The sequence below is a fragment of the Tunturibacter gelidoferens genome, assembly GCF_040358255.1.
GTDB lineage: Bacteria > Acidobacteriota > Terriglobia > Terriglobales > Acidobacteriaceae > Edaphobacter > Edaphobacter gelidiferens.
On the sequence record NZ_CP132938.1, the window covers coordinates 2,800,160 to 2,824,770 of the forward strand.

Genomic DNA, 24,611 nt, shown 5'->3' on the forward strand with positions numbered 1-24,611 from the left:
ACCATCAAACACCCGTGTAGTGGGCCAGTTTGGAGTAAATGACCGAAGTTGCCGATAATGCGACTTTGTGGGAGAGGTCCTATTTGCCTCTCCAAAATGCGAGGGATGGCTTCTTCGCCCTAGAGCCTTGGCACAAATCGCCCTACAGTTAGGCTTCTGATGAGCGTTATTTGGAACGAGTGCTGCTCGCAAAAACCTTCTCGGCAAGGAATACGCACCCCAATGCCATCAGAAATCCCGGGATGACAAATGCCATTGCACCGATTCCGGTCAAATGAGGCGCAGCCCACGGCATGAGGAATATGAGTGGTAGTTGTAACGCCGCTCCCACACATAGAGCAACCCAAACCACCATCTTCCGTTAAGATCCCAGCGAGCTTTGGCGGCGACTATCAGTGCGATAGTGCAGGCTCCTGTTCCCCAAGCCGCGTTACTATTCGTGTGCTGTTTCGCTATCGAAGAAACGATGACAGCAGCCAAGAAAATCAGCACCATGAACGAAAAAGGATATACATCTTTCTTCTCTTGATTAGCCAATAGCACCTGCCTTACACACAAACTGCCTCCATCATTCTAGTCAGCTAGTAGAAACGGGGTTATAGGTAACTTTGGTTGCCGGGAGTTCAAACTGATCCACTACCAAACACCTGCCCCAATCATCCCAAGATCAACCCACCCATAAGCCACCACAAGCAGCATCACCCCACCCACTTCCATCTCCTTCGAAGCCACCCGCACCGCACCCGACCGCGAATAGAAGCCACCAGAAGAGTTGTCCTCGAGCACCCACGCCACCATGCTCCTGAACCCTCTCGCCTTCAACGACACAGCCAGCCTCCTCAGAAGAGCCGTCCCAATCCCACGCCTCTGCGCCTCCCGCAGCAGATAGATCGCAAACAACTCCGCGTCGAACTCCTCCACAGGCTCCCGTATCGCACCGCCACCGACAAACCCAACAACGTCGCCGTCCACCTCGGCAACAAACACATCGACATCAAGCGTCAGCCACTCCCGCCACGAGGCCTCGCGCTCCGCCACATTCAGACTTGCCAGGTACGCCTCCGGCACAATCCCCGCATACGTCGTCCTCCAACTCTCAACGTGCACATGGGCAATCGCGCCCGCATCCTCACCCGCCGCCGCGCGAATCTCTGCCATGCGCCCACCATATCGTCCAGCCGCAGCACGATCAAGCCCGCCGGCTGTTGTCGATTTTGTTGTATTCGTAAGTTGCCATTATTTGTTCTTCGTCGTCATCCCGACCCTGAGCGAAGTCGAATGGGAAGAATCCGTAGTCTGTTCTTGCCGTCATCCTGAGTGCATCGAAGGATCCCGAGACCTTCCACCAACCCGTACCGTCCGAACCTTCCAACCCAAACACTCCAGCCGTCGCTGTCCTCCTCAAAACGTTCCAGATCAAAAAAACCTGTCAAGCCCCCAACTCACCAAAACCCGTGCCAATCCAGCAGATTCGCGTGGCGTATCAGTTACCCTCCACTAGCTATACTTGATATTAGGATGAAAGAAGGGAATCGCCGCCACCAAACTTCCCAGCTAACTCCCTGATAACAAGTATTTTGTGCGTAACCCTCTTATTTGCAATATTTTACAGGCAAGCACCACCCGCAAGCCAATGAATCGAAAGATTTTACGCCCAAAATACCCCCAAGGGGGGAGGGGGAGGTACCGCCACCTCTCTCAAGCCCTGGAGCGCAACTTCGAACTCGATGTCAGGTCTAATCAGCCAGAGGCGTCTATGCGAAGGTTCTTACCGATTCTCCTTGCTTTATCCGTCGCCGCGCCAGCCTGCCCGCAAACGCAACCTTCGCCCAAACCCTCCCCCAAGCCCACCAAACCCAAGGCCGCCAACCCGCCCAAATCCGCCCCACTCATCCCCCTCACCCAGCAGGAACGAGCCCAGCAGTTCCTCAACCGCTTCACCTTCGGCCCCCGCCCCGGCGACCTCGAAAAAGTAATCGCCCTCACCCCCGAAAAGTGGTTCGAGCAGCAACTCAACCCCGCTTCCATCCCCGACGCCGCCCTCGACCACCGCCTCGCCGACTACACCACCCTCAACCTCCAGCCCGACCAGGCCCTCCAGCTCTTCCCCGACCACTTCACCATCGCCATCACCGCCGAAGGCAAGCGCCCCTACCCCACCGACCCCCTCCTCCTCGCCATGTACGAGGTTCAGGTCTACAAACTGAACAAGGACATCGACAGTAAAAAGACCAACGCAAAGGGCCAGCTCATCATCCCCCCACCCACCGACGCCGAAGCCGCCGCCCAGAAGAAATCCGACCAGGACACGGCCGCCCGCATCGCCGGAGAGCTCTTCGCCCTCCCTAAAAATCAACGGATGGCCGCGCTGATCAAGCTCTCCGTCCCCGAGCGCATCGCCTTCACCACCTACGTCGCCGGAGACCAAAAAAATCTCTTGCTAGCCGACTTCAACCCCCGCGAGCGCGAGATCTTCAACGGCATGGCTGCGAACATCGGTGCGCCCCACTACATCGTCGATGAGCTATCCCAGGCCAAGATCCTCCGCGCCATCCTCAGCGAGCGCCAACTGCAGGAGGTCATGGACGACTTCTGGTTCAACCACTTCAACATCTTCATCGGCAAAGACTCCGACACCTGGTACACCACCAGCTACGAACGCGACGCCATCCGCAAACACGCCCTCGGCAAGTTCCGCGATCTCCTCCTAGCCACTGCCCAAAGCCCGGCAATGATGGTCTACCTCGACAACTGGCTCTCTATCGGCCCCGACTCCCAGGCCAACGGCGTCAACCCCGCCAACCCCAACTCGAAGAAGGGCAACCACGGCCTCAACGAGAACTACGGTAGGGAAGTCATGGAACTCCACACCGTAGGCGTCAACGGTGGCTACACCCAGGCCGACGTTACCGCACTCGCCGCCGTCCTCACCGGCTGGACCGTCGATCGCGCCAACCAGGGTGGCCCCTTCCAGTACGACTACAAAAAACACGAACCCGGCCCCAAGCAATGGCTGAAGCGCACCATCTCCTCAGAGCCTGTCCTACCCAATGCATCTCCAGCGGCGACGCAAGTCGGCATGAAAGAGGGAATCGAAGCTCTCACCGCCCTTGCCGCTGACCCACACACCGCGCACTTCATCAGTTACAAATTAGCTCAGCGCTTCGTCGCCGACGACCCACCACCTGCTCTCGTCGACCGCATGGCCGCCAGCTATCTCGCCACCGACGGAGACATCAAAGCCATCCTCCGCACCCTCGTCCAATCCCCTGAGTTCAACTCGAAGAAGTACTTCCGCAACAAGGTGAAGACTCCGATGGAGTTCGTCGCCTCCGCCTTCCGCACCACCGCCACCGACCCGGCGAACCCAGGCGCCCTAGTCAATACCCTGAAGACGATGGGTATGCCCCTCTACTACGCGCTTCCCCCAACCGGCTACTACATCACCGCAGACCAGTGGATGAACTCCACCGCTCTTGTAGACCGCCTCAACTTCGCCTACTCCCTCACCGGCAGCAAGTTTGCCAATCAAAAGTTCGACTCAGCCCACGTTCTCGCGCTCGGCCTCATGTCTCAACCCGCCAGTTCACCATCTCCACAGATGTCCGAGACCGAAAAATCCAACCGCGCAAAGTTCTCCGAGGCTCTCCTCTCCGCCGAGATCCACAACGGCACCACGAACCAGCCCCCACCCGATGCAGCCGGCCAGGACATAGCCCTCCACGTCCTCGAAGACACGCTCATCGGTAACGACGTTTCCGCCCAGACCAATCAACTCATCCATAAGCAAATCACCGAAATTCCCACTACCAACTCCACCGACACCCTCAACCTGCTGACCGCTCTCGTCATGGGCAGCCCCGAGTTCCAACTCCGCTAACCTCCACGCCATCTCATTCAACATGACATCAATTGACCGCAGACAATTCGCGACTGGCTTCGTAGCTGCCAGCTTTGCAACCACCAAAACCTTAGCGTCTGCAATCGAAACTCCGTTGACTGCAATGCCCGAACAGCTTCATCTCAAACCCAACGGCTGGATGCCGAACAGCCAATTGCCCGTCTTGTTATACCGAAAAGCGCTTCCACTAACAGGAGACCTCGCATCTGACATGGAGCGCATCTTCTCCGCCAACGGCTGGCCGCCACAGTGGCGCAACGGCGTCTACTCGTTTCACCATTACCATTCCACAGCACACGAGGTCCTCGGCTTTGCAGCCGGCCACGCCGACCTCGTCCTTGGCGGTGAAGGCAACGATCCACTCACCGTACACGCCGGCGACGTCCTCGTCCTGCCCACCGGTACCGGCCACTGCCGCATCTCTGCCTCAGATGACTTCCTTGTGATCGGCGCCTATCCGGAGAACGAGCACTGGGACATCTGCCGCACCGCCGCCAGCCCGGAAACACTCGCAAGCATGCGCAAGGTCCGCTTTCCCCACTCCGACCCGCTCACCGGCCCCTCAGGTGCCCTTCCCAGACTCTGGATCTGATCCGTCGCCATCAGCCTAAGGAAACAATCGTTCCTTACGCCAACCCTCCCCGACTTTAGTAAACAGAAATCGGTCGTGCAGGCGTCCTTCCCCATCCTTCCAAAATTCAATTTGCTCCGGCCGGAGTACATAACCTCGCCAGTAAGCCGGTCGCGGAATCTCCCCCGGAAACTCTCGGTCCAACTCCTTCACCCGCTCCACCAGCACCTCCCGAGAGGCCACCACGCGACTCTGTTCGGAAGCCGCGGCACCAAGCTGACTCAGCCGCGACCGGCTATGAAAGTACTCATCCGCATCTTCACTCGACAACTCAGTCACCAAACCCGAGATACGCACCTGCCGCCGCAGCGACTTCCAGTGAAAGCACATCGCCGCACGCGGATTCTCCTTCAACTCCGCACCCTTCTGACTCTCCGCATTAGTGTAGAAGCAGAACCCTTGAGCATCGAACCGTTTCAACAACACCATCCGCACACTCGGCACACCCTCCCGTGTAGCCGTAGCCAGCGCCACCGCATTCGGATCGTTCAACTCATCCCTCTCGGCGTCCTTCATCCACAAGCCAAATAACGCAATTGGGTCGACCGCGTTTTCAACATCGATCTCACTCATCAAAACCTCGCTTCGCCTCAAGTCTACAGATGCAAACGACCATCTGATCGAGCTTTGGCGTGGGTCCCGCTTCAGTTTGCAATGCGTGGAACTTTTCTCTCCCGACCTTGCTCCCGCGAAACAGCTTTCTTTCCCAGCTTCCGGCAAATATGATTCGTCCACCTATTCTCCGAGGAGATCCTTCATGGCGAAGAACATCGTTATCTGCTGCGATGGCACCGGCAACGCGTATGGCGATAACAACTCCAATGTCGTCAAGCTCTACCAAACACTCCTCATCGACGGGAAGCGGCAGGTCGGCTACTATCATCCCGGCGTTGGCACCGAAGGCTCTCCCAACTCAACCAACAGGCTGACCGCCGCACTCTCCATCGTTGCGGGTCTGGCCTTCGGAGCAGGTCTCTTGGGCAATGTCTCCGATGCCTATCGCTACCTGATGGACGTCTACGAACAGGGCGACAACGTCTACCTCTTCGGCTTCAGCAGAGGAGCCTTTACGGCACGCGCCATCGCGGGCGTCCTTCAGATGTTCGGCCTTCTCTGCCCCGGCAACGATGGACTCATCCCCTACGTCGTCAAGATGTACGCGAGACGAAGCCGCAAGGCCGGCGGCATGACCCACACCTTCCACGTCGCCGAAGGCTTCAAAGCAACCTTCTGCCGACCATGCCCTTTGCACCTGGTTGGTGTGTGGGACACGGTCAGCTCGGTGGGTTGGATATGGGATCCCCTGAAGCTGCCGTACACCGGACGCAACCCCGATATGGCCAATGGCCGCCACGCCATCTCCATCGACGAGCGCCGCTGCTACTTCCGCAATAATCTCTGGGGGGACCCCTTCGACGGCCAGAGCATCAAGCAGGTCTGGTTCGCCGGTGTCCACTCAGACATTGGCGGCTCCTATCCCAGCGCCGAGGCCGGCCTTTCGCAAGTCACGTTGCAGTGGATGCTCTGCGAAGCCATCTCACTCGGTCTGCTGGTCAATCCCAACCAGGCAAATCAGATTCTCGCAGAAGTAACTCCCTCCACTGAGGTGGCTCCGAATCCCGCACAGCGCCAACATAACTCCCTTACGGGGTTTTGGTGGATCCTCGAAATATTTCCTCACTCCTATTACGACGCAGCGACCAAGAAAAAGAGGTGGCGCATCCCTCTCGGCGCTCGCAGAGCGATCCCACCTGGCTCTGTTATTCACGAAACAGTTTGGCAAAAGCTCGCTGTCGATTCGTCCTATCGCCCGCCCAATCTGCCCAGCGACTGGAGCACGAATCCCGCCTGGAGAAATAATGCGGAGCCTGACAGTCCATTCAACTGCTCGAGCACTGGCTCGCGTGCGGAGAGCGCAGAAGCGAACTAGGTCAATCCCTCGAACAGATCCGTCTGCAACTTGCAAGCCTGCGGCTCAGTCGTAGCCGCCAAGGCGTAGAACTCCTCAGCTCCATATCGCTCGAATATCTCTTTTGTCTTTTCCATCAACGGCGCCTGCGACACATGCTTCCGAAATGCCTCGCTCTTCCGCTCTCGTACAGAGCGGATATCCAGCGTTAGGGTCCAGGGCATCATCATTGCAGGCTGTCGATCGGGCATCAAGAAGTTTGCAGTCACGTAATACAGCCGTTGGGCTTTGTGCGGATGCCCCGCTTTTGGATACCGTTTTGGCTGCCCCGCCCAGTGAAACGCGGCGGTTGTCAGCATAGAAGTCATCATATGATCAGCATGGGTATTCTGGCCGCCGTCACCGCCGAAGGTAATCAAGACATCCGGCTTGAATCGCCGTATCCGTTCCACCAGCCTCTCGGCGGTCTTCGAGAATTCAACAAACTCTAGCTGCGCGTCCTGGTAACCCATCAGTTCACAATGCGTAACGCCCAGCACTTCACACGAGGCGCGAAACTCTTCTCTCCGCATACTCCCGAGCGCCTCTCCGTTCTCAGCGTCGCCTCGATTCGTTGCTGCCTGACCGTCCGTCAAGCAAACCACGTAGGTCTCAACTCCTCGATCCGCTGCCAGCGCCAACGCTCCGCCAAAGGCGTAACACTCATCGTCAGGATGCGCCACGACACACATCAACTTCAAGCCCACTCAGCTTCCTCCAGGCCTGCATCCAGATCGGCATCTTCAAACAGAAGGTCAGCCGACATCGCTTGTTCCAACTCAGCATCCGGATCGACCCCGCGCACCGGCGCGAAGCTCCTCCTGTGCAGCGCACACGGCCCAATCTCAGCCAACGCCCGCCGATGCTCTGGCGTCCCATATCCCTTATGCGAAGCCAGTCCGTATCCCGGATGCACAGCGTCCAGTTCACGCATCAACGCATCACGATGCACCTTCGCAATCACCGAAGCGGCGGCAATCGAAAGGCTAAGCGCGTCGCCATAGATCAGCTTCGTTTGCCGACAGGGATGATCGAGCCGCATAGCATCGATCAGCAAATGATCCGGCGCGAGCGTCAGTCCCTTCACCGCAGCCAGCATTGCCATCCGTGTAGCTTGGTAGATGTTCACCCGATCGATCGTCTCGGCATCGACCTCCGCCACACAAACCGCAAGCGCCATCCCGCGTATCTGCTGGTTGAGAGACTCGCGCTCCTCCCGTGTCATCTGCTTGGAATCTTTCAATCCTGCGTTCGCCAACTCGTCGAGGCACTCCGGCAGAATCACCGCAGCCGCCACCACCGGCCCAAACAGCGCCCCACGCCCCACCTCATCCACCCCGGCGATTCGTTGAAAACCGTAATACCGCAGAGCCTGCTCTGGCGCATCGCTGCAAACAAGCATCTTCAACATGCGCTGCTTTGCGGTAGCAGCAGTCACCGTTCGGGGAGCACGAGTGGAGGGAGTCGAAGCCATGCCTTCAAGGTCGAGTGTAAACCCACCGCGCAAAACTAAGCCACGACCGAAGTCGTGGCTTAGTGTAAAGCTCAGTGGAAAACAGGGAACGAAATGCCTACTTGGCGGCGCGCTCAACCTCACGCAGACGAGCAGCCTTACCGCGCAGACCGCGCAGATAGAACAGCTTCGAACGGCGAACTTCGTAGGAGCGAACCTTCTCGACCTTGTCGACGACCTTGGAGTTGTACGGGAAGATGCGTTCCACGCCCTGACCGAAGCTCATCTTGCGAACGGTGAAGGATCCCTGCGCGCCCTTGCGGCAGGCAATGACCATTCCCTCAAACGCCTGCAGACGCTCTTTCTCGCCTTCACGAATCTTTACTTGAACTCGAACTGTGTCGCCGGGGGCGAACGCGGGTAAATCGGTCCGCTCTAACTTTGCGGCCAGCTTCTGCATAATCGGATGAATGGACATGACACAACTTTCCTATGTTGGACTCGACCTCCAGTGTACACGAAATCTCCGCAAAATGCCTCTAGAATCATCTCCTCCGCCCGGCGGGAGGGCCGCTTTTCTCAGTTCCCTCAACAGGATATACAAGTCACGAAGTGACCGCGCCACGCGTAGTGGGCCCGGCCGGCAGGCCAGATCCCTCAAAAAGATCCTGAATCGCCGCCCCGTAGCTCCGCCAGAATCTCGCGGTCTTCATCCGTAATCTCAATCCTCTCCAACAGGTCCGGACGGTTCTCCAGTGTTTTCTTCAGCGCCATCCTCCTCCTCCATCGTCGGATCACCTCATGATTGCCTCCAGACAGTGCCTCTGGAATCATTGTCCCCATAAAATCCGCTGGCCGCGTGTAGTGCGGGTAGTCCAGCAACCCTCCCGCTCCATAGGTCGACCGCGGCGGCCCATCCGCAGCATAGGTAACTTCCACGACATCGTCAGCCCCAAAACTTTCAAATCGCGATGAGTCAGGATTCCCCAGAGCCCCCGGCAGCAGTCGAACCACAGCGTCAACAATCACCGCCGCCGCTAACTCCCCACCCGACAAAACATAATCGCCAATTGAAATCTCCCGGTCGCAGAGCAGTTCATTAACGCGCTCATCGACACCCTCATATCTCCCGCACAAGATGACAACCCGCTCCGTCGTCGAAAGCTCATGCGCCAGCGATTGAGTGAACGGCTGCCCTTGCGCCGATAGTAGGATCACCGTTTCTTTCTGCTGATGTCTTTCAGCCTTTGGCGCAATCCCGAGCGACTGCATCGCCTCATAGATCGGCTGCGCCTTCAGCACCATGCCCTCGCCCCCGCCGAACGGCCGGTCGTCCACCGTTCGATGGCGATCGTGCGTGAAGCTGCGCAGGTCATGTGTTGCAATCTGCACCAGACCCGTAGTGCGAGCGCGCTTCAGAATCCCGTAATCGAAGGGCCCTGTAAAGAAATCGGGAAAGATCGTAATGATGTCAAAGCGCATAGACGATAAGAGCGGTACAGCCGCTCGTTTTTGACTCCCAGGTTGCACCATATCACTTGGAAGTTGTGGAATCACGCGACTGATCTCAACGAAGATCTCATCGAGATGATCAGAGGACCTGGGCGATTCTCCCGCCGTCTTTTCAGGTCATCGCGGCGAGCCGAAAGAGCATCCATATGCTTCAACGAAAACTCGCCGCTCTCCTGATCTTACTGCCGTCGTCTCTCAGCCTCACGGTTACAGCACAGCAACAAACGCCCTCGAATCCCGTTGCGCCCTCGCAACTCGCCCTGGCTCTGCCGGCAACGGCCAGCCTATCGACCGAAGAATCGCATAAGCCAGCCTTCGAATCCTCCAGCGCCGAAGGAGTCATCCGTATCACCCCTGCACCCCAGCTCGAAAAAGAGCTCCCATCCCAAAGACCGTTCCGCACGGCAGCCTTTGGCATTAAAGCCAATACGTTAGGAGCCGGCGCAGAACTGGCTACGCCGCTCTTCGGCCGTTTCAATCTCCGCTCCGGCGTCAACTTCTTGGCCTTCGCCTACCCCTTTGGCATCGACGGCGTGAACTACAACGCGAATCTCCACTTCAAATCCTCGCAGAGCACTCTCGATTGGTTCCCCGGTGGTCACGCCTTTCACATTAGCCCAGGCATTCTCTACTCCAAAAACACAGTCTCCTCGGCTGCGACGGTCCCTGCCGGCCAGAACTTCACCCTCGGTGACCAGAGCTTCATCAACAGCGTCGGCGATCCGGTCCACGGCAACATGTCGCTCGCGTATCCACGCACTCTGTCCCCCATGCTTCTATTAGGCTTCGGTAACATCCTTCCCCGCAACAGCCGCCGCCTCTCCGTCCCCATGGAGTTCGGGGTCGCCTACACCGGCGCGGCCACCATCAACGTCAATCTCACCGGAACCGCCTGCACCAACGATGGTTGCACCAGCTTCGGCGGCAACTCCGAGGTCCAGGCCAGCCTCACGCAGGAGATTCACAAAATCAACGAAGACCTGAAGAAGGTCCCCGTCTATCCGATCCTCTCGTTAGGAGTGGCCTATCACTTCTAGCTCTCTGCTTTGAACTTTGCGCTGATGCTTCGAACTTAGCTCTCGTCGCCCGAGCTTCGATTGACTTCGACTAAACCATCAGGCAGCTTCATCTCGATGCGTTTCGCCTCTGTATCCACCGCCAGTAAAAACGCCTTCGCAAACGGGATGAGAATCACATCCCCGGCGAGCGACCTCACCTCCAGCAGCGGTGCAGCGTCGGTCAGTCGGCGCGCCCCATCTGCGGTTGTAGCGAATTGAACATCTTCTACAACACCCACCGCCGTTGCTCGGTCATACACCGTACAGCCGATCAACTCGCTGATGTAGACCGAATCGTCATCTAACGGAAGCCGTTCCTCTCGAGGGACGAGCACGTCTAATCCGGCGACCGCCTCAGCATCCGAAATCGTCTCAATACCCGACAACTGCAGTACGACGCGTCCCTGGTTCTTCCCAACGGGCAGCCAGAACGCCACAACCTCTATAGCACGTGCCTCCGACTCCTCCCCTTCAAAGCCCGAGGGCGCGAGAAACACTCTCGTCTGCTCCTCAAACCGCTCGGGGAAGTCGGTAAACAGCTCCGCCAGAACCTCACCCTTGCGACCTTGCGGCCGAAGTAGATGTGCCAACACAATCCAGGCTGGAGTAGTTTGCGTCATAGAGCAAAATCTGAGGAGAAGCAAAAAACCAGATCCTGCAAGCTGCTCTGAGCTTTATGGTGCAGGGGGATGATCCTCTTCAACGATGTCGAGCGAAAAGCGGTGTTTCAGCTTCATGCTGGCTGCGCTAAGAATCGTGCGCATGGAACGCGCTGTCCGTCCTTGCTTCCCGATCACTTTACCGACATCGCTGGCAGCGACCCGCAAGCGAATCGCGGTGCATTCGCCATCTTCTATGGCCTCGACCGAGACACTGTCCTGGTCGTCTACCAAGGCACGGGCTATCTCTGCTACAAGGTCTGTCATGTTCTTTACAGGGTTGTCCCCTGCAGGAAACTGGGTTGCCTGGGTCATCACACACCTTCTGGGTCTGGGAGTCACGGAGGAACGCTCAAGCTCTTTCCCTTTGTCTCGTCTACTGCGAGATCTTCCAGGAAGTGCTGCAACGAGCGATACACCGGTCGCAGGAAGTCCAGGGCAATAAACCCCGGGCCTTCTGCTTTGCAAGGCCACTGCAGTTCGACTGTGCAATACCAAGGAGTCTACGTGAAACGGTACCAGGACGTGCTTCAAGGAACCTATTGTGTCAGCTATCTTTGGGAACCATTACCTCATGCCCAAAGATAGCATTGACCAGTAACTCCTAGGCTACCGCGACTGCCTCTGCAGGCTTCTGCGCCATCAGCTTACCCACGCGCTCAGACAACTGTGCTCCGTTTCCGGTCCAGTAGTCGATGCGGTCACGCTTCAAATCAACCGTCGCAGGGTTGGTGCGCGGATTGTACGTCCCCACTACTTCGACCGAACGGCCGTTACGGGCGCGGTCCTTCTCGATCACAACGATGCGGTAATGTGGCTGCTTACGCGCTCCAACGCGCGCCAAACGAATCATCAACACGGGCAATGCCTTTCAGAACATTATTGGTTTGGGTGACATAGCCGCGCTGTCGATCCTTCTCGGACAGGGACTTTAGATACATTACCCAACATCTAAGTATGGCTGAAAACGCGCCTTTCCGCAACGAAGAAGCGCAAACTCTCTTACCCTGACGGAAAAAGAAACCGCAGCACATCCCCAAAGCGCTTCGACCAGGCATTTTCATCGTGAACTGCTCCGTCAACCTTCTCATAGATAAGGTCTTTTCCGGCCCGCCAGCCCCGATTCAGCAGCACGCGCTCCAGCATGTCCGTGTCTCGAACATGACGAACCCCCTCCGCCGTCCCTATATCCAGCCAGAGACGAAGCTCAGGCTTCGGGTCCGTTCGTTCGATCACCTGCAAAATGCTGCGCTGATCCCACCACAGCGATGGCGAAATGACCGCGAGCTTGCCGAACACCTCCGGGTACGAAAATCCCAAATACAGAGAGATCAGTCCGCCCAGCGACGACCCGCCAAGCCCGGTATTCTTTCCATCGGCCAAGGTCCGGTAGGAGCGGTCAATCAGAGGTTTCAGCTCCTCGACCAGCAACCGCCCATACTTCCGTCCCTCTCCCCCACCCATCTTCAAGTCACGCGTCGGCGTGTACTCTGCCATCCGGCGAAGTCCTGTATTTGCAACGCCTACCAGGATCACCGGCTCAATCTCACCGTTCAGGCTCAGCTCGTCAGCCGTCGTATGCGCATTCCAGGTCCGCCCCGCGATGTACGACGTCCGCCCGTCAAACAAATTCTGACCATCGTGCAGATAAAAAACAGGGAAGCGCCGCTCCTCATCCTCCAGATACTGCGGTGGGAGATAGACCGAAATCATCCGGTCGTCCGGCAGAATCTCCGAATGAAACTTACGTACGCTATATCTCGGATTGGAATCCAGTTCGTCTGCGGTATGCTCTGTCATCGCCTCTTCGGGCAAACCGACGGACGCAAGCTCGCGCTCAAGTGGCTTAAGCGCAGAAATTGAATGAGATGGCGATGTTTGTTTCAATGCGAAAGAAGCTGCTCCAATAAACTACGATTGCATCAGACTAGCAGAGGGAGCTCGATGAAGCGCGAATACCACAAATGGTTCTCTCCCTCCCTCGGGCGCGATATGGAACTGCTCATCTTCGGACACGCAGGGTATCCCGCCGTCGTCTTCCCCACCTCCCAGGGCCGCTTCTACGAGTTTGAAGATCGCCAGATGGTCAGCACCGTGCAAGACAAGCTCGAGCACGGCCACCTCCAGCTCTACTGCGTCGACTCGGTCGATGGCGAAAGCTGGTACAACCGCGACGTCCCACCCCGCTGGCGAATCGCCCGTCAGGCGCAGTACGGCAACTACATCATGAATGAGGTCGTTCCCCTCATCCGCCAGATGAACCAGTACTCCGGCATCGGAACCATCGGCATCAGCTTCGGCGGCTACCACGCCTTGAACATCGCCCTCCGTCACCCCGACGTCTTCACCGGCATGCTCTCCATGAGCGGAGCCTTCGACCCATCCCACTTTCTCCGCGGCTACTACGACGACGACTGCTACTTCAACATCCCCACGCACTATCTCCCCAACATCGGCGACCCTTGGTATCTCGACCGTTACCGCCGTAACAACTACGTTCTCGCAACCGGCGTCCACGACCAGTGCTGGAACGAGAACGAACGCATGGCGCAGATCTTCCGCGCAAAAAACATCCCCTGCCGCCTCGATGTCTGGGGCGACAACACAGGCCACGACTGGCCTTGGTGGCAGAGAATGCTGCAGACCTATCTCTAAAGCCAGGCCTTGATCCCGACCAACGGGAGGAACCAAGCATCAAAACAATCAAGACCGGTATACACGTCACGTAGTGACCGCCCCACGCGCAGTGGGCCCGTCCGGCAGGACATTGCAGGAGAAACGACTCGAGCCGCCCCCTAACCAAACCCAAAACCCGTATGGAGGATTCAGTGAAGAAGATCGGTGTTCTGTTCGGAATGGAAAATACCTTTCCCGGTGCGTTGGTCGATCGCATCAACGCGATGGAGATCGAAGGCATTCACGCGGAGTTCGTCTGCGTAGGCGGCGTTCAAATGGCCGCGCCCTCGGGCTACGCCGTTATCGTCGACCGCATCTCGCACGACATGCCCTTCTACCGTTCGTTCCTCAAAAACGCGGCTCTCAGCGGCACACAGATCATCAACAACCCCTTCTGGTGGTCCGCCGACGACAAGTTCTTCAACTACGCCCTCGCCTCAAAACTAGGCGTAGCCGTCCCTAAGACTGTTCTCCTTCCGCACAAAAAATTTCCACCACAGATCAACGAGCGCTCCCTACGCAACCTGCAGTTTCCTCTCGACTGGGATGGCATCTTCGACTACGTAGGCTTTCCGGCCTTCCTCAAACCTCACGACGGTGGCGGCTGGCGCGATGTCTTCCACGTCCACAATCGCGACGAGTTCTTCTATGCCTACGATCAGACCCGCGACCTCTGCATGACCCTTCAGGCTGCGGTCAACTTCAAGGAGTACTTCCGCTGCTACGTCGTCGGTCAAACTGACGTCCGCATCATGCCCTACGATCCGCGCCGCCCACACGAGCACCGCTACGTCCTCGACCCACCGGAGTACGACAAGAACCTCCTCAAGCGCGTCGAAAAGGACGCCCTCACCCTCTGCAAAGCCCTCGGCTACGACCTCAACACCGTCGAGTTCGCCGTAGAAGACGGCAGCCCCTACGCCATCGACTTCATGAACCCCGCACCTGACGCCGACCTTCACGCCGTCGGCAAGGAGAGCTTCGACTGGATCGTCGACAAGGTCGCGAAACTAGCTGTAAAAAAGGCGCAATCCTCCGCCAAAGTGAAAACGGAGATGAACTGGTCCGCGTTCCTCGCCCCCTCGAGGAAAAAAGAGATATCTAAATCAAGCGCCAAATCTGCACCCAAAAAAGCGGTGAAGAAGAAAACAAAAAAAGAGGAATAGCTACAGCAAAAAAAGAAGAATAACCACTACTGGCGCTCCTCAAGAATCGTCATCTCGACCGTAGCAGTTGGACAGTTTTGTTTTTGCCGTTGCCCGTTCTTTTGTTGTCATTCCGCAGCGCAGCGAAGGAATCTGCTGTTGTGCTTGCCTTGCTTTTCCACCACCCTTGCTTCAAGTGGTACGCTTCTGACTCACAATTGAAAGACGGAGAGCATATGCGGCCATCCTTCACGCTAGGCATCGAAGAGGAGTACCAGACAGTCGACCCCGAGACCCGCGATCTGCGCTCTCATATCGCCACCGAGATGCTCGCCAAGGGCAAGCTTCGTCTCGAAGAGCGCGTCAAGGCCGAGATGCATCAATCCGTCATCGAAGTAGGCACCCGCATCTGCAGCAACATTCAGGTAGCGCAAGAGGATCTCTTCGATCTCCGCCGCAACATGATCGCCCTAGCCGAAGAGCATGGCCTCCTGCTCATCGCCGGCGCCACCCACCCCTTCGCCGACTGGCGCGTCCAAGAGATCTACCCCGATCCTCGCTATGCCCAGGTCGTCGAAGACCTCCAGCTCGTCGCCCGCGCCAACCTCATCTTCGGCCTCCACGTTCACGTCGGCATCGAAGACCGCGAAGCCGCCATCCGCATCATGAACTCGCTCCGTTACTTCCTTCCCCACATCCTCGCCCTCTCCACCAACTCTCCCTTCTGGCTCGGCATGGAGACCGGCTACAAGAGCTACCGCGCCAAGGTCTTCGAAAACTTTCCCCGCACTAACCTCCCCGACAGCTTCGCCAGCTACTCCGAGTTCGAGAGCTACGTCAACCTCCTCATCAAAACCAACTCCATCGACAACGCCAAAAAAATCTGGTGGGACGTCCGCCCTCATCCCTTCTTCGACACCGTCGAAGTCCGCATCTGCGACATCCCCCTCCGCGCGCAGGAGTCCATCGCCATCGCTGCACTCATCCAGGCCACAGCCTGCAAGCTCTGGCACCTCCACTCCCGCAACATCGACTACCGCCAGTACTCCCGCGCTCTGCTGATGGAAAATAAATTCCGCGCCGTCCGCTACGGCCTCGACGGCAAGATGATCGACTTCGGCAAACAGGCCGAGGTCCCCGTCCGCGATCTCATCATCGAATACCTCGCCTTCGTCGATGACGTCCTCGACGAGCTAGGCAGCCGCACCGAGATCAACTACATCCACACCATGCTCCGCGAAGGCTCCGGAGCCGATCGCCAGCTAAAAACCTACCGCGAAACCAACAGCCTGAAATCCGTAGTCGACTACATGGCCGCCGAAACCCGCGCCGGCCTATAACCTACCCATGCTTAAGAAATCGGGAACCTGAGAAGATGCGGATATCCGTTGAAGTCTCTCGTGTCATTGCGAGGTCGCAAAGAATCTCTCCTACTACGGAAGAAAATTTGAAACCATGACCGGAGAATCCGGCAGCAAGGCTCACCTGCGGATAATTGGGGTGCGTATCGATAATGAAGTGTTCGTCAGGCGTCATCGTATACATGCAGGTCGACGTGTGAGAGATCTCCCCGTTGAGCGCGGGAATTCTAGTCCCGATAGCAGACCTGATTGCTGATGCATCACGCGGATGGATGCGCCGGTCGATTGTCGACGGAGTGCATGTCTCATTACCAGAATGAATCCCCACCTTTGGGCTCCCATCTTCGCTTATTCGCGGAAGGCCATAGAACAACGGAGATCCCTCAGGCTCCCATAGGAAGATCGGGAACACTCCACGATCAAAGTTGGAAGATTCGTAAAGAGGCTTAAGCCAGAACAGCACCCTGCGCGAGACGACGACCGGCATCGCAACGTCTGGTAACAGCTCCGCGAACCACGGACCAACAGAAATCACCAGCGATCTGGCATGGTAAGTCTGCTTTTCTGTCGTAACGCTTACACCGTCACCCTCTTGAGAAGCCGTCCACGAAAGCACTGGTTCTTCGAAACGAAGATCTGCACCGCGCCTGGATGCACCGCGTAGATGCTGTCGGATACATTCCTCGGGCTTGAGGTAGCCTGCCTTCTCTTCGTAGAAAGCGACTTCGTCCTCTGTCAGGGCAAACTGCGGAAAGCGACGGCGCATCTCTTTGGCGTCGAATAGGTCGTGTCCGAGACCGTACTTTGTCGCGCTTCTCAAGCAGCCCGTCACCAGCGTTCCTTTGGTCGGTCCAATAGCAACGCCACCAGTGATGGTCAAGAGGTTCTCGTTGCTTTCCTCTTGCAACTGGTCCCAAAGCTCATATGCCCGTAGAACGAGCGGAACATAGGCAGGGTCTTCGAAGTACGCCTGCCGGATAATGCGCGACTCCCCGTGCGACGACCCCTTATCATGAGCGGGAGTAAAGGCCTCCAGCCCCAACACCTTTGCGCCTCGCTTAGATAGTTGGTATGACGTGGCGCTTCCCATAGCGCCGAGGCCGACGACGATAACGTCAAATGTGCTTTCCAGCGTCACCCTCCAAGGTGCAACAGTTCAAGGATTAAGGGACCAAAGTCTCCTTCTCTAACGATATGTGGTTAGGAGGATCTTTTGCAGGAGCGTTTCCTTTTGGACAAACCTGTCAAGCCCTAAAATCGCAAATCACCGCGCCAGACAAGCAGATTCGCATGGCACAATACCCCACCAAACCCGATATAATTAAAACAGGACCAAAGAGTGCCCCGACCCAGTGTCGGGGTTTTCGTTTTCTACAGGCCAATGAAATGAGGACTTTACAGACAGTAATCGAAAGAAGCATCTGTCTTTTCAAGACTTTGCTTCTAAGTCAATCTAAGTCAAAAAGGAAGTCCAAACCTAAGCCTCAAAGATGGAAGACTTTAGCGCCAAAGTGCCGGGGAGGGGGAGCAGTAGATACCCTCTCAAACTCCTTTTTCTCCTGTAACTCCTCAGTAACAAGCTATCTTAGAAAGAAGTTTTATTCGGAAGGCCGCACCCATGGTTGATCAAGCAACGCAGGCAGCACCAGACCTCCGCACCACCGCCTTCCCCCCTGAGTTCACCCCCGGTGCTCGCAACGCCGTCACTACCTGCCTGCGCATCCAACCCAACGAGAAGGTCACCCTCATCACCGACGAGCGCTGCCTCACCATCGCCGCCTCCCTCGTCGCGGAGCTAGACCAGATCGGCTGCACCTGGAACGCCTTCGTCCTCGAAGCTCTCGCCCCACGCCCCCTTACCGATCTGCCTTCAGCCATCCTCGAAGACATGGAGTCCTCGCAGGTCAGCATCTTTGCCGTCGAAGTCCAGCCCAACGAGCTCCACAGTCGTATGCAGATGACCGACGTCGTCAATCGCCGCCGCATGCGCCACGCCCACATGGTCAACATCACCCCCGAGATCATGACCCAGGGTATGCGCGCCGACTTCCTCGCTATCGACCGGCTCTCCCAGGCCGTCCTCGACAAGGTCCGCGCCGCCACTTACGTCCGCGCCACCACCCCCGCCGGCACCGACATTCACGCCCAGCTCAACCCCGACTATCGCTGGTTCAAAACCTCAGGCATCATCAGCACCGAGAAGTGGGGCAACCTCCCCGGCGGCGAATGCTTCACCGCTCCCGGTGAGGTCAACGGCGTCTTCGTCGTCGACGGCGTCGTAGGCGACTTCCTCTGCGCTCGCTACGGCATCCTCCGCGCCCATCCCCTCACGATCAACATCGAAGGCAATCGGATCACTCGTGCCTCCAGCGAGAACAAAGCCCTCGAGCGCGATTTTTGGGCCTACACCCACACCGACGAAAACTCCGACCGAGTGGGCGAGTTTGCCATCGGCACCAACATCGGCGTCGACCGCGTCATCGGCAACATCCTTCAGGACGAAAAATTCCCCGGCATCCACATCGCCTTCGGCGATCCTTACGGCGCTCACACCGGAGCCCCCTGGAAGTCCTCCACCCACATCGACGTAGTAGGCCTCGAGTTCAGCATCTGGCTTGGCGACGCGCAGGGTGAAGAGCAGATCATGCGCGACGGCCAGTTTCTACTCGACGCCTGAGCGGGCTGTACTGAAGGAGTCCGGTCCGCGTTACAGTGCTCCGCGATAACCTCAGTGCGAATCAGTCGTCGTCTTACTGTCAGTCTTTATCTGATAAGGCTTGGTATCTACACCCTGGTTGTATCTGATGTTGGCGTAGACGGCAGTTCGATAGTCATCGGACGGCATGTAGAAGCTTTGTTTCAGAGTAATGCCGCGGACAGGGTCTACCCAGATCGTCATATGCGTGCAATTGTTGCGGACAGACGGATCCTTCGGCACCAGATCCAGCTTAGCGGTCTGCACTCCGTTCAGCATCTCATCCCCTAGATCTGAGATTGCCCATGCTTTGGCCATCTCTCTGCCACTGCCACCGAAGCCAAGCGTGAGAAAGCTCTCCATCTGAGCCTGGTTCCCCTTAGGAGTAATGATGGTCTCGTGGTCGGTGCCAGGGTCAAACAGAGTCAGAATCCCGTTGCGGTATTCAAGAACCTTGATCGAGGGAGACGCAACCTTGGCTCCCATGACGGTCTTCACGCCTTCCTTCTTGAAGTAAATGGTGCCCTTCTGCGTGGTCGTCTGCTGCACAACCTTCTCGTAAAGGTCCCACTGAAAATCGGCCTCAGCCGACTGGAACTTCAGGCTCGCCGCGTCCATCTGACGAAGCACTTCATCCAGGTGGCCAGGCTTCGGCTGCGCAACACCAGAAACTGTGGCGAGACCTGAAACAACAGATGACAGGAAAAGTGATGCAACGATACGACGGAATGTGGTCATAACTCAGGTGCTCCTGGAAGTTGGATGCATTATGTGTCAGAAGTTAACGAAGCACCCAGGCGTTGTAGGCGATGATCTTCCCCTGTGCGTCGTGGACGGCCTCGTACCGCTGGATCGATACCTCGCCAGATATCGGTTCGATCACGCGCAAGATCGCGGCGCGGCGCTCGAGGTCAGTGCTAGCGCCGCTCATATCATCAGCGCGAACCTGGTAGATGAAGCGGCTGCTTCCGCCGGAGGTCCCAGCTTCTCGGACCAGCACCTCGCTCGCATGGAGAGCGATCGTCTCAACGGGTTTGTCCTTGAAGTCAATCAAGCGGGGCGAGACAAACATGAAGACGAGAATGGCTGTCACCATGACGTCATAGTGGAAGCTGCCTCGCTCGTAGGCCCAGAAGATGTAGCTGCGGATCAGTTTGAACATGGTTGTTAGCTCCTGCCTTGCTGCTTGCCGATGACTGTATCGCCGTTCATATACGGAACTAACACGGATGGGATCTTTATCGTTCCGTCAGCCTGCTGATAGTTCTCCAGAATCGCAAGATAGGTGCGGCCTACGGCTAGTCCGCTGCCATTCAGGGTGTGAAGAAACTCACTCTTCTTTGCTTGGGCCGGGCGGTAACGGATATTTGCCCTACGAGCTTGGAAGGACTCAAAGTTGGAGCAGGACGATATCTCGCGATAGAGCTGTTGACCGGGCAACCACACCTCGAGATCGTAGGTTTTAGCAGCAGAAAAGCCCATGTCGCCCGTGCAGAGCAGCATTCGCCGATAAGGGAGGCCGAGACGCTCAAGCACGGTCTCGGCGTGACGCGTGAGACGTTCATGCTCAGCGTTGGAGTCTTCGGGGCGTACAAATTTGACCAACTCGACCTTCTGGAACTGATGCTGGCGGATCATGCCACGAACATCCTTTCCGTAAGAGCCTGCCTCGGACCGGAAACAAGGGGTGTAGGCGCAGAAGGATATTGGAAGCTGCGATTCTTCGAGCGTCTCATCGCGGAATAGATTCGTGACTGGAACCTCAGCAGTAGGGATGAGCCAATGATCGTTCTCCTGGTAAACACCGGTCTGGTAGGAACCCTTGTCGTCGCAATGGAAGCTATCTTCGGCAAACTTCGGCAGCTGGCCCGTGCCAAAGAGGGACTTAGAGTTGACCATATACGGTGGCAGGACTTCGGTATAGCCGTGCTCGCCAGTGTGAAGGTCAATCATGAAGTTGGCGAGGGCGCGTTCGAGCCGTGCTCCTTGGCCGAAGTGGACAACAAAGCGCGAGCCTGAGATTTTGGCCGCGCGACCAAAATCGAGGATGCCCAGCGCTTCGCCGAGGTCCCAATGAGGTTTTGCGGGGAAGTCGAAGACCGTTTGCTCGCCCCAGACCTTCTCCTGTCGGTTGTCGTCCGCCGATTTGCCGATGGGTACGCTGTCCTGCGGCAGATTGGGGAGGGCTTGCAATATCTCTTTCAATCGCTCGTCGGCAATTGCTGCGGAGTACTCAAGCGACTCTGCTTCAGACTTCAGGGCGCGTGTCTGATCGGACTGTGAGGTTGCATCTACTCCTTCACGTTTGAGCTTTGCGATCTCTTCCGTTAACCTGTTTCTCTGGGCCTTGAGCGTCTCCACTCGAGTGATAGCCTCTCGCCTCTCGCGATCGACTTCGACGAAGTTACCCAGTGCAAGTTCGGGATCTATTCCCCGATTACGCAACTTCTCTTTCACAAGGGCCAAATTAGCCCGAACAAATGCAAGATCAATCATCACGTTACATTTTAGCGTCTTCCCGCTGGAACACGGACCAGCGATGTCTTTGCCATACTCGCCCTTTACCTTCAGTTGACTACGAAAGTCGATTTTTTCCGGTTATCTCGGCTCCCCGGCTGCATGCTCACGTAAAGCTGAAGTTGGTTATCGATCAGTTTCGAGCCGGCTACCTCGGATCGCACGGGTTCAGTCTTGTGCTGAAACGAGCATCTACTTCAACTCTTGCCAGCTTTAACTATGCCAATACCAAGACACCACTGGAACGGGTTATACAGACAGACGGCAGGGCATCGCAGTCAGGAGTGATGAGATTTGATCCCGCAACCTCCTACCTACGACCCAAATGAGCGAAGAAGATTCGCTTCGGCCGTGACAAGTAAAAGGGCTAACGGGCCGCGGGATTGAGTCCTAGAATGAATGAATTAGTGAATCGAGTGGCTATCCACTTGACGGACTGAATGGTCATTCAGTATGCTTCGCATCGTTCGGGTATTCCTGCCCGCCGGAGCCTTTGACCATGCCTTCTAGCACCATCGAAGCACCCACGCCGCAGAGTGCGGCAAAGCCCAGCCAGTCTAGGGAACATAGACAGATCACCAAGGTTGCCGTTCTTGGAGCGGGAACCATGGGTTCGCGTATCGCAGCCCACATCGCCAATGCCGGGTTGCCGGTGGTTCTGCTGGATATCGTTCCGCTGGGTACGGATGCCAGTGCCCCGAAGCAGGAGCGGAACAAGTTTGTCCTGGCGGCCATGGATGGGTTGAAGAAGTCGAAGCCTGCGGCGTTTTATGCGGTCGAGAGCTCCCGGCTGATAGCGATTGGCAACTTCGAGGACGATCTGGCTCTGATCGCGGACTGTGACTGGATCATCGAGGTAGTGGCGGAGAATCTTGAGATCAAGCGGGCTCTGCTGGATAAGGTGCAGCAACATCGCCGTAAGGACACGATCATTACGAGCAATACGAGCGGACTGCCGATTCACAAGATCGTGGAAGGAATGCCGATGGAGTTGCGCCGCCATTGGTTTGGAACGCACTTCTTCAACCCGCCCCGGTACATGCGACTGCTCGAGATTATTCCGACTCCAGACACGGATCCGGCGGATATTGCGGCGGTGGAGCGCTTCTGCGATCTGCGGCTGGGGAAGGCGATTGTTCATTCGCACGATACGCCGAACTTTATTGCGAATCGGATTGGTACGTTCTCGATGGGGAATGCGATTCGCCTGATGCAGGAGCAGGGTCTGTCAATCGAGGAGGTTGATACGTTGACTGGCTCTGCGCTAGGTTGGCCGAAGAGTGGGACTTTTCGACTCGGCGATATGGTCGGCGTGGATGTACTGGCACATGTGGCGACGAACTTTTCCGCGCAGGCCACAAGGATCAAGGACGAGCGTGCCGAGGTGACGCTTGCGCCTTTTATCGGCAAGATGCTGGAGAAGAAGTGGCTTGGAGACAAGACAAAGCAGGGTTTTTATAAAAAGGAAGGCAAAGACGCAGAGGGTCGGGATCTGCGCCATGTTCTGGACTGGCAGACGCTGGACTACAAGCCGAGTATGCGGCCGAAGTTTGCTGCGATCGAGATGGCGAAGAATGTGGAGTCGACTCACGCACGCATCGCGCAGCTGCTGCATGCGGATGCGACGAAGGACAAGGCTGCTGCGTTTTACTGGCCGCTGCTGACGGAGCTGTTTACGTATAGCGCGAACCGGGTGCCGGAGATCGCGGACAATATAGTTGAGATCGATCAGGCTATGAAGACGGGTTTCAACTGGGAGCTTGGCCCATTTGAGATGTTCGATGCTGCGGGTGTGCTCGCCACGACGGAGAAGATGCGCGCTGCTGGTGCGCAGATCTCGGCGAACGTGGAGAAGGTTCTGGCTTATGCGGAGAAGCACGGCGAGGCGAGTCCTGCGTGGTACAAGGATGATGCTTCGATCGCATCGGGGCGGCTGTTCTTCGATCCTGTCAGCGGGGAATACAAGCCGGTGGTGACGGCGGAGGGAGTGACCTCGCTGGTGGTGATCAAGAAGGCGAATGGGGTAGTTAAGAAGAACCCGGGCGCATCGGTCATCGATCTGGGCGATGGAGTGGCTGCGATTGAGTTGCACTCCAAGATGAATGCACTGGGCGATGACATCGTCAGTCTGATTACACAGACGCTGAAGCCTTCGAGCGAGATCGTAAGCAACTTCGAGGCTTTCGTCATTACGGGTGACTCCACTAATTTTTCGGTCGGTGCGAACCTAATGCAGCTTCTCCTTGGGGTTCAGGAAGAGGAGTGGGATGAGGTGGAGATGGCAGTGCGCGCGTTCCAGAATATGACGCAGGCCATCAAGTTCTGTCCGCGCCCTGTGGTGGTTGCGCCATATGGAATGTGTCTGGGAGGAGGCGTGGAGATTTCGCTTCATGCCGCTGCGCGTCAGCCTCACTCTGAGCTTTATATGGGTCTGGTGGAAGCCGGCGTTGGGCTGATTCCGGGCGGCGGCGGTTGTAAGGAGATGACGATCCGGTCGGTAGAGGCTGGATCGAGCATTCGTCCGGACGCACGCGGCGAGGGCGTCGAGATATTTGAAGCGCTTAAGAAGAACTTCGAGACGATCGCGATGGCGAAAGTTTCGACCAGTGCGGCGGAGGCTCGTTCGTTCGGCTTCTTCAAGCAGTCGGACAACATTACGATGAATCGCGAGCGGCTGCTGACGGATGCGAAGACGAAGGCCCGCGCGATCGCCGATGCTGGCTATAGTGCGCCCGCCCCGCGTACTGACATTGCAGCTCCAGGAGAGAATGCACTGGCTACGCTGAAGCTGGCGGTGTGGACTATGCGGGAGGGGCAGTACATCTCTGATCATGACGCGAAAATCGCGAACTGGGTGGCGTATGCGCTATGCGGAGGGAAGGTCACACCGGGTACGCCGGTTACAGAGCAGTATCTGCTGGACCTTGAGCGTGAAGCTTTCCTATCGCTTTGTGGAGAAAAGAAGACGCAGGAGCGAATTGCGTTCACTTTGAAAACGGGCAAGCCTTTGCGGAATTAGGAGCGGGTTCCTAGCAGTTAGTTCAAGTCAAAAGAT

The 24,611-nt window shown here is 57.0% G+C and carries 23 protein-coding genes; 9 read left to right on the forward strand and 14 right to left on the reverse strand.

From position 1 onward, the window contains the following. Window positions 1–636 precede the first annotated feature (636 nt). Window positions 637–1,158: a GNAT family N-acetyltransferase gene (locus RBB81_RS12510; protein ID WP_353070848.1), complete on the reverse strand. Its 522-nt coding sequence runs from the start codon at window positions 1,156–1,158 to the stop codon at window positions 637–639. A gap of 598 nt (window positions 1,159–1,756) precedes the next feature. Here RBB81_RS12510 and RBB81_RS12515 point away from each other — a divergent pair. Both RBB81_RS12515 and RBB81_RS12520 read left to right on the forward strand, forming a co-directional pair. Beyond that, complete coding sequence (locus RBB81_RS12515) at window positions 1,757–3,880, forward strand: DUF1800 domain-containing protein (protein ID WP_353070850.1); 2,124 nt, start codon at window positions 1,757–1,759, stop codon at window positions 3,878–3,880. A 232-nt stretch (window positions 3,881–4,112) separates the two neighbouring features. Next, window positions 4,113–4,493 (forward strand): hypothetical protein, encoded by a 381-nt coding sequence (locus tag RBB81_RS12520; RefSeq protein ID WP_353070851.1) that lies wholly within the window; start codon window positions 4,113–4,115, stop codon window positions 4,491–4,493. A 15-nt stretch (window positions 4,494–4,508) separates the two neighbouring features. On the opposite strand, the gene pdxH is transcribed toward RBB81_RS12520, so the two are convergent. Then, window positions 4,509–5,105, reverse strand: a complete 597-nt coding sequence (gene pdxH, locus RBB81_RS12525; protein ID WP_179582324.1) for a pyridoxamine 5'-phosphate oxidase — start codon at window positions 5,103–5,105, stop codon at window positions 4,509–4,511. A gap of 184 nt (window positions 5,106–5,289) precedes the next feature. Here pdxH and RBB81_RS12530 point away from each other — a divergent pair, with 184 nt between their 5' ends. After that, a complete protein-coding gene (locus RBB81_RS12530) occupies window positions 5,290–6,462 on the forward strand; it encodes a DUF2235 domain-containing protein (protein ID WP_353070852.1) in 1,173 nt (390 codons plus the stop codon). On the opposite strand, the gene RBB81_RS12535 is transcribed toward RBB81_RS12530, so the two are convergent. The 4 genes from RBB81_RS12535 to trmD form a co-directional block, all read right to left on the reverse strand. Continuing rightward, entirely contained in the window at window positions 6,459–7,187 is a 729-nt protein-coding gene (locus RBB81_RS12535) for a PIG-L deacetylase family protein (RefSeq protein WP_353070853.1), read from the reverse strand. The genes RBB81_RS12530 and RBB81_RS12535 overlap by 4 nt on opposite strands. After that, entirely contained in the window at window positions 7,178–7,954 is a 777-nt protein-coding gene (locus tag RBB81_RS12540; RefSeq protein ID WP_353070854.1) for a ribonuclease HII, read from the reverse strand. The genes RBB81_RS12535 and RBB81_RS12540 overlap by 10 nt, the downstream gene beginning before the upstream one ends. Window positions 7,955–8,051: 97 nt before the next feature. Further along, a complete protein-coding gene (gene rplS / locus RBB81_RS12545) occupies window positions 8,052–8,411 on the reverse strand; it encodes a 50S ribosomal protein L19 (RefSeq protein WP_218892334.1) in 360 nt (119 codons plus the stop codon). A gap of 179 nt (window positions 8,412–8,590) precedes the next feature. After that, entirely contained in the window at window positions 8,591–9,415 is an 825-nt protein-coding gene (trmD, locus tag RBB81_RS12550; RefSeq protein WP_353070855.1) for a tRNA (guanosine(37)-N1)-methyltransferase TrmD, read from the reverse strand. A gap of 176 nt (window positions 9,416–9,591) precedes the next feature. Between trmD and RBB81_RS12555 the strand changes: the two genes are divergently transcribed. After that, window positions 9,592–10,482, forward strand: a complete 891-nt coding sequence (locus tag RBB81_RS12555; protein WP_353070856.1) for a hypothetical protein — start codon at window positions 9,592–9,594, stop codon at window positions 10,480–10,482. Window positions 10,483–10,517: 35 nt separating this feature from the next. On the opposite strand, the gene rimM is transcribed toward RBB81_RS12555, so the two are convergent. The 4 genes from rimM to RBB81_RS12575 all read right to left on the reverse strand — a co-directional run bounded on the left by rimM (window position 10,518) and on the right by RBB81_RS12575 (window position 12,962). Continuing rightward, window positions 10,518–11,123 carry a ribosome maturation factor RimM gene (gene rimM / locus RBB81_RS12560; RefSeq protein ID WP_179582332.1) on the reverse strand — a complete coding sequence of 202 codons (606 nt, stop codon included), beginning with the start codon at window positions 11,121–11,123 and terminating at the stop codon, window positions 10,518–10,520. Between the two features lie 54 nt (window positions 11,124–11,177). Further along, on the reverse strand, window positions 11,178–11,477 hold the full coding sequence (locus RBB81_RS12565; RefSeq protein WP_179582334.1) for a KH domain-containing protein: 300 nt from the start codon (window positions 11,475–11,477) through the stop codon (window positions 11,178–11,180). A gap of 289 nt (window positions 11,478–11,766) precedes the next feature. Beyond that, window positions 11,767–12,015, reverse strand: a complete 249-nt coding sequence (gene rpsP / locus RBB81_RS12570; RefSeq protein WP_179582336.1) for a 30S ribosomal protein S16 — start codon at window positions 12,013–12,015, stop codon at window positions 11,767–11,769. A 149-nt stretch (window positions 12,016–12,164) separates the two neighbouring features. Next, window positions 12,165–12,962 (reverse strand): alpha/beta hydrolase, encoded by a 798-nt coding sequence (locus RBB81_RS12575; RefSeq protein WP_353070857.1) that lies wholly within the window; start codon window positions 12,960–12,962, stop codon window positions 12,165–12,167. A 144-nt stretch (window positions 12,963–13,106) separates the two neighbouring features. On the opposite strand from RBB81_RS12575, the gene RBB81_RS12580 reads away from it, so the two are divergent. The 3 genes from RBB81_RS12580 to RBB81_RS12590 all read left to right on the forward strand — a co-directional run bounded on the left by RBB81_RS12580 (window position 13,107) and on the right by RBB81_RS12590 (window position 16,323). Then, window positions 13,107–13,817, forward strand: a complete 711-nt coding sequence (locus tag RBB81_RS12580; RefSeq protein WP_353070858.1) for an esterase family protein — start codon at window positions 13,107–13,109, stop codon at window positions 13,815–13,817. 173 nt (window positions 13,818–13,990) lie between these two features. After that, window positions 13,991–15,004 (forward strand): ATP-grasp domain-containing protein, encoded by a 1,014-nt coding sequence (locus tag RBB81_RS12585; RefSeq protein WP_353070859.1) that lies wholly within the window; start codon window positions 13,991–13,993, stop codon window positions 15,002–15,004. A gap of 215 nt (window positions 15,005–15,219) precedes the next feature. Beyond that, window positions 15,220–16,323 (forward strand): carboxylate-amine ligase, encoded by a 1,104-nt coding sequence (locus RBB81_RS12590; protein WP_353070860.1) that lies wholly within the window; start codon window positions 15,220–15,222, stop codon window positions 16,321–16,323. 1 nt (window position 16,324) lies between these two features. On the opposite strand, the gene solA is transcribed toward RBB81_RS12590, so the two are convergent. Continuing rightward, window positions 16,325–17,482: an N-methyl-L-tryptophan oxidase gene (gene solA, locus RBB81_RS12595; RefSeq protein ID WP_353070861.1), complete on the reverse strand. Its 1,158-nt coding sequence runs from the start codon at window positions 17,480–17,482 to the stop codon at window positions 16,325–16,327. A 480-nt stretch (window positions 17,483–17,962) separates the two neighbouring features. Here solA and RBB81_RS12600 point away from each other — a divergent pair, with 480 nt between their 5' ends. Beyond that, window positions 17,963–19,021, forward strand: coding sequence for an aminopeptidase (locus tag RBB81_RS12600; protein WP_179582346.1), 1,059 nt, complete (start codon window positions 17,963–17,965; stop codon window positions 19,019–19,021). Window positions 19,022–19,072: 51 nt separating this feature from the next. Here RBB81_RS12600 and RBB81_RS12605 read toward each other — a convergent pair whose 3' ends face one another. From RBB81_RS12605 to serS, 3 genes are read right to left on the reverse strand one after another with little or no spacing between them, the layout of a single operon-like run. Next, entirely contained in the window at window positions 19,073–19,777 is a 705-nt protein-coding gene (locus RBB81_RS12605) for a LolA family protein (RefSeq protein WP_183788829.1), read from the reverse strand. Between the two features lie 43 nt (window positions 19,778–19,820). Then, window positions 19,821–20,201 carry a hypothetical protein gene (locus RBB81_RS12610; RefSeq protein ID WP_179582350.1) on the reverse strand — a complete coding sequence of 127 codons (381 nt, stop codon included), beginning with the start codon at window positions 20,199–20,201 and terminating at the stop codon, window positions 19,821–19,823. A gap of 5 nt (window positions 20,202–20,206) precedes the next feature. Continuing rightward, window positions 20,207–21,535 carry a serine--tRNA ligase gene (serS, locus tag RBB81_RS12615; RefSeq protein ID WP_179582352.1) on the reverse strand — a complete coding sequence of 443 codons (1,329 nt, stop codon included), beginning with the start codon at window positions 21,533–21,535 and terminating at the stop codon, window positions 20,207–20,209. A 520-nt stretch (window positions 21,536–22,055) separates the two neighbouring features. Here serS and RBB81_RS12620 point away from each other — a divergent pair. Beyond that, a complete protein-coding gene (locus RBB81_RS12620) occupies window positions 22,056–24,575 on the forward strand; it encodes a 3-hydroxyacyl-CoA dehydrogenase/enoyl-CoA hydratase family protein (protein WP_353070862.1) in 2,520 nt (839 codons plus the stop codon). The last annotated feature ends 36 nt before the right edge of the window (window positions 24,576–24,611 follow it).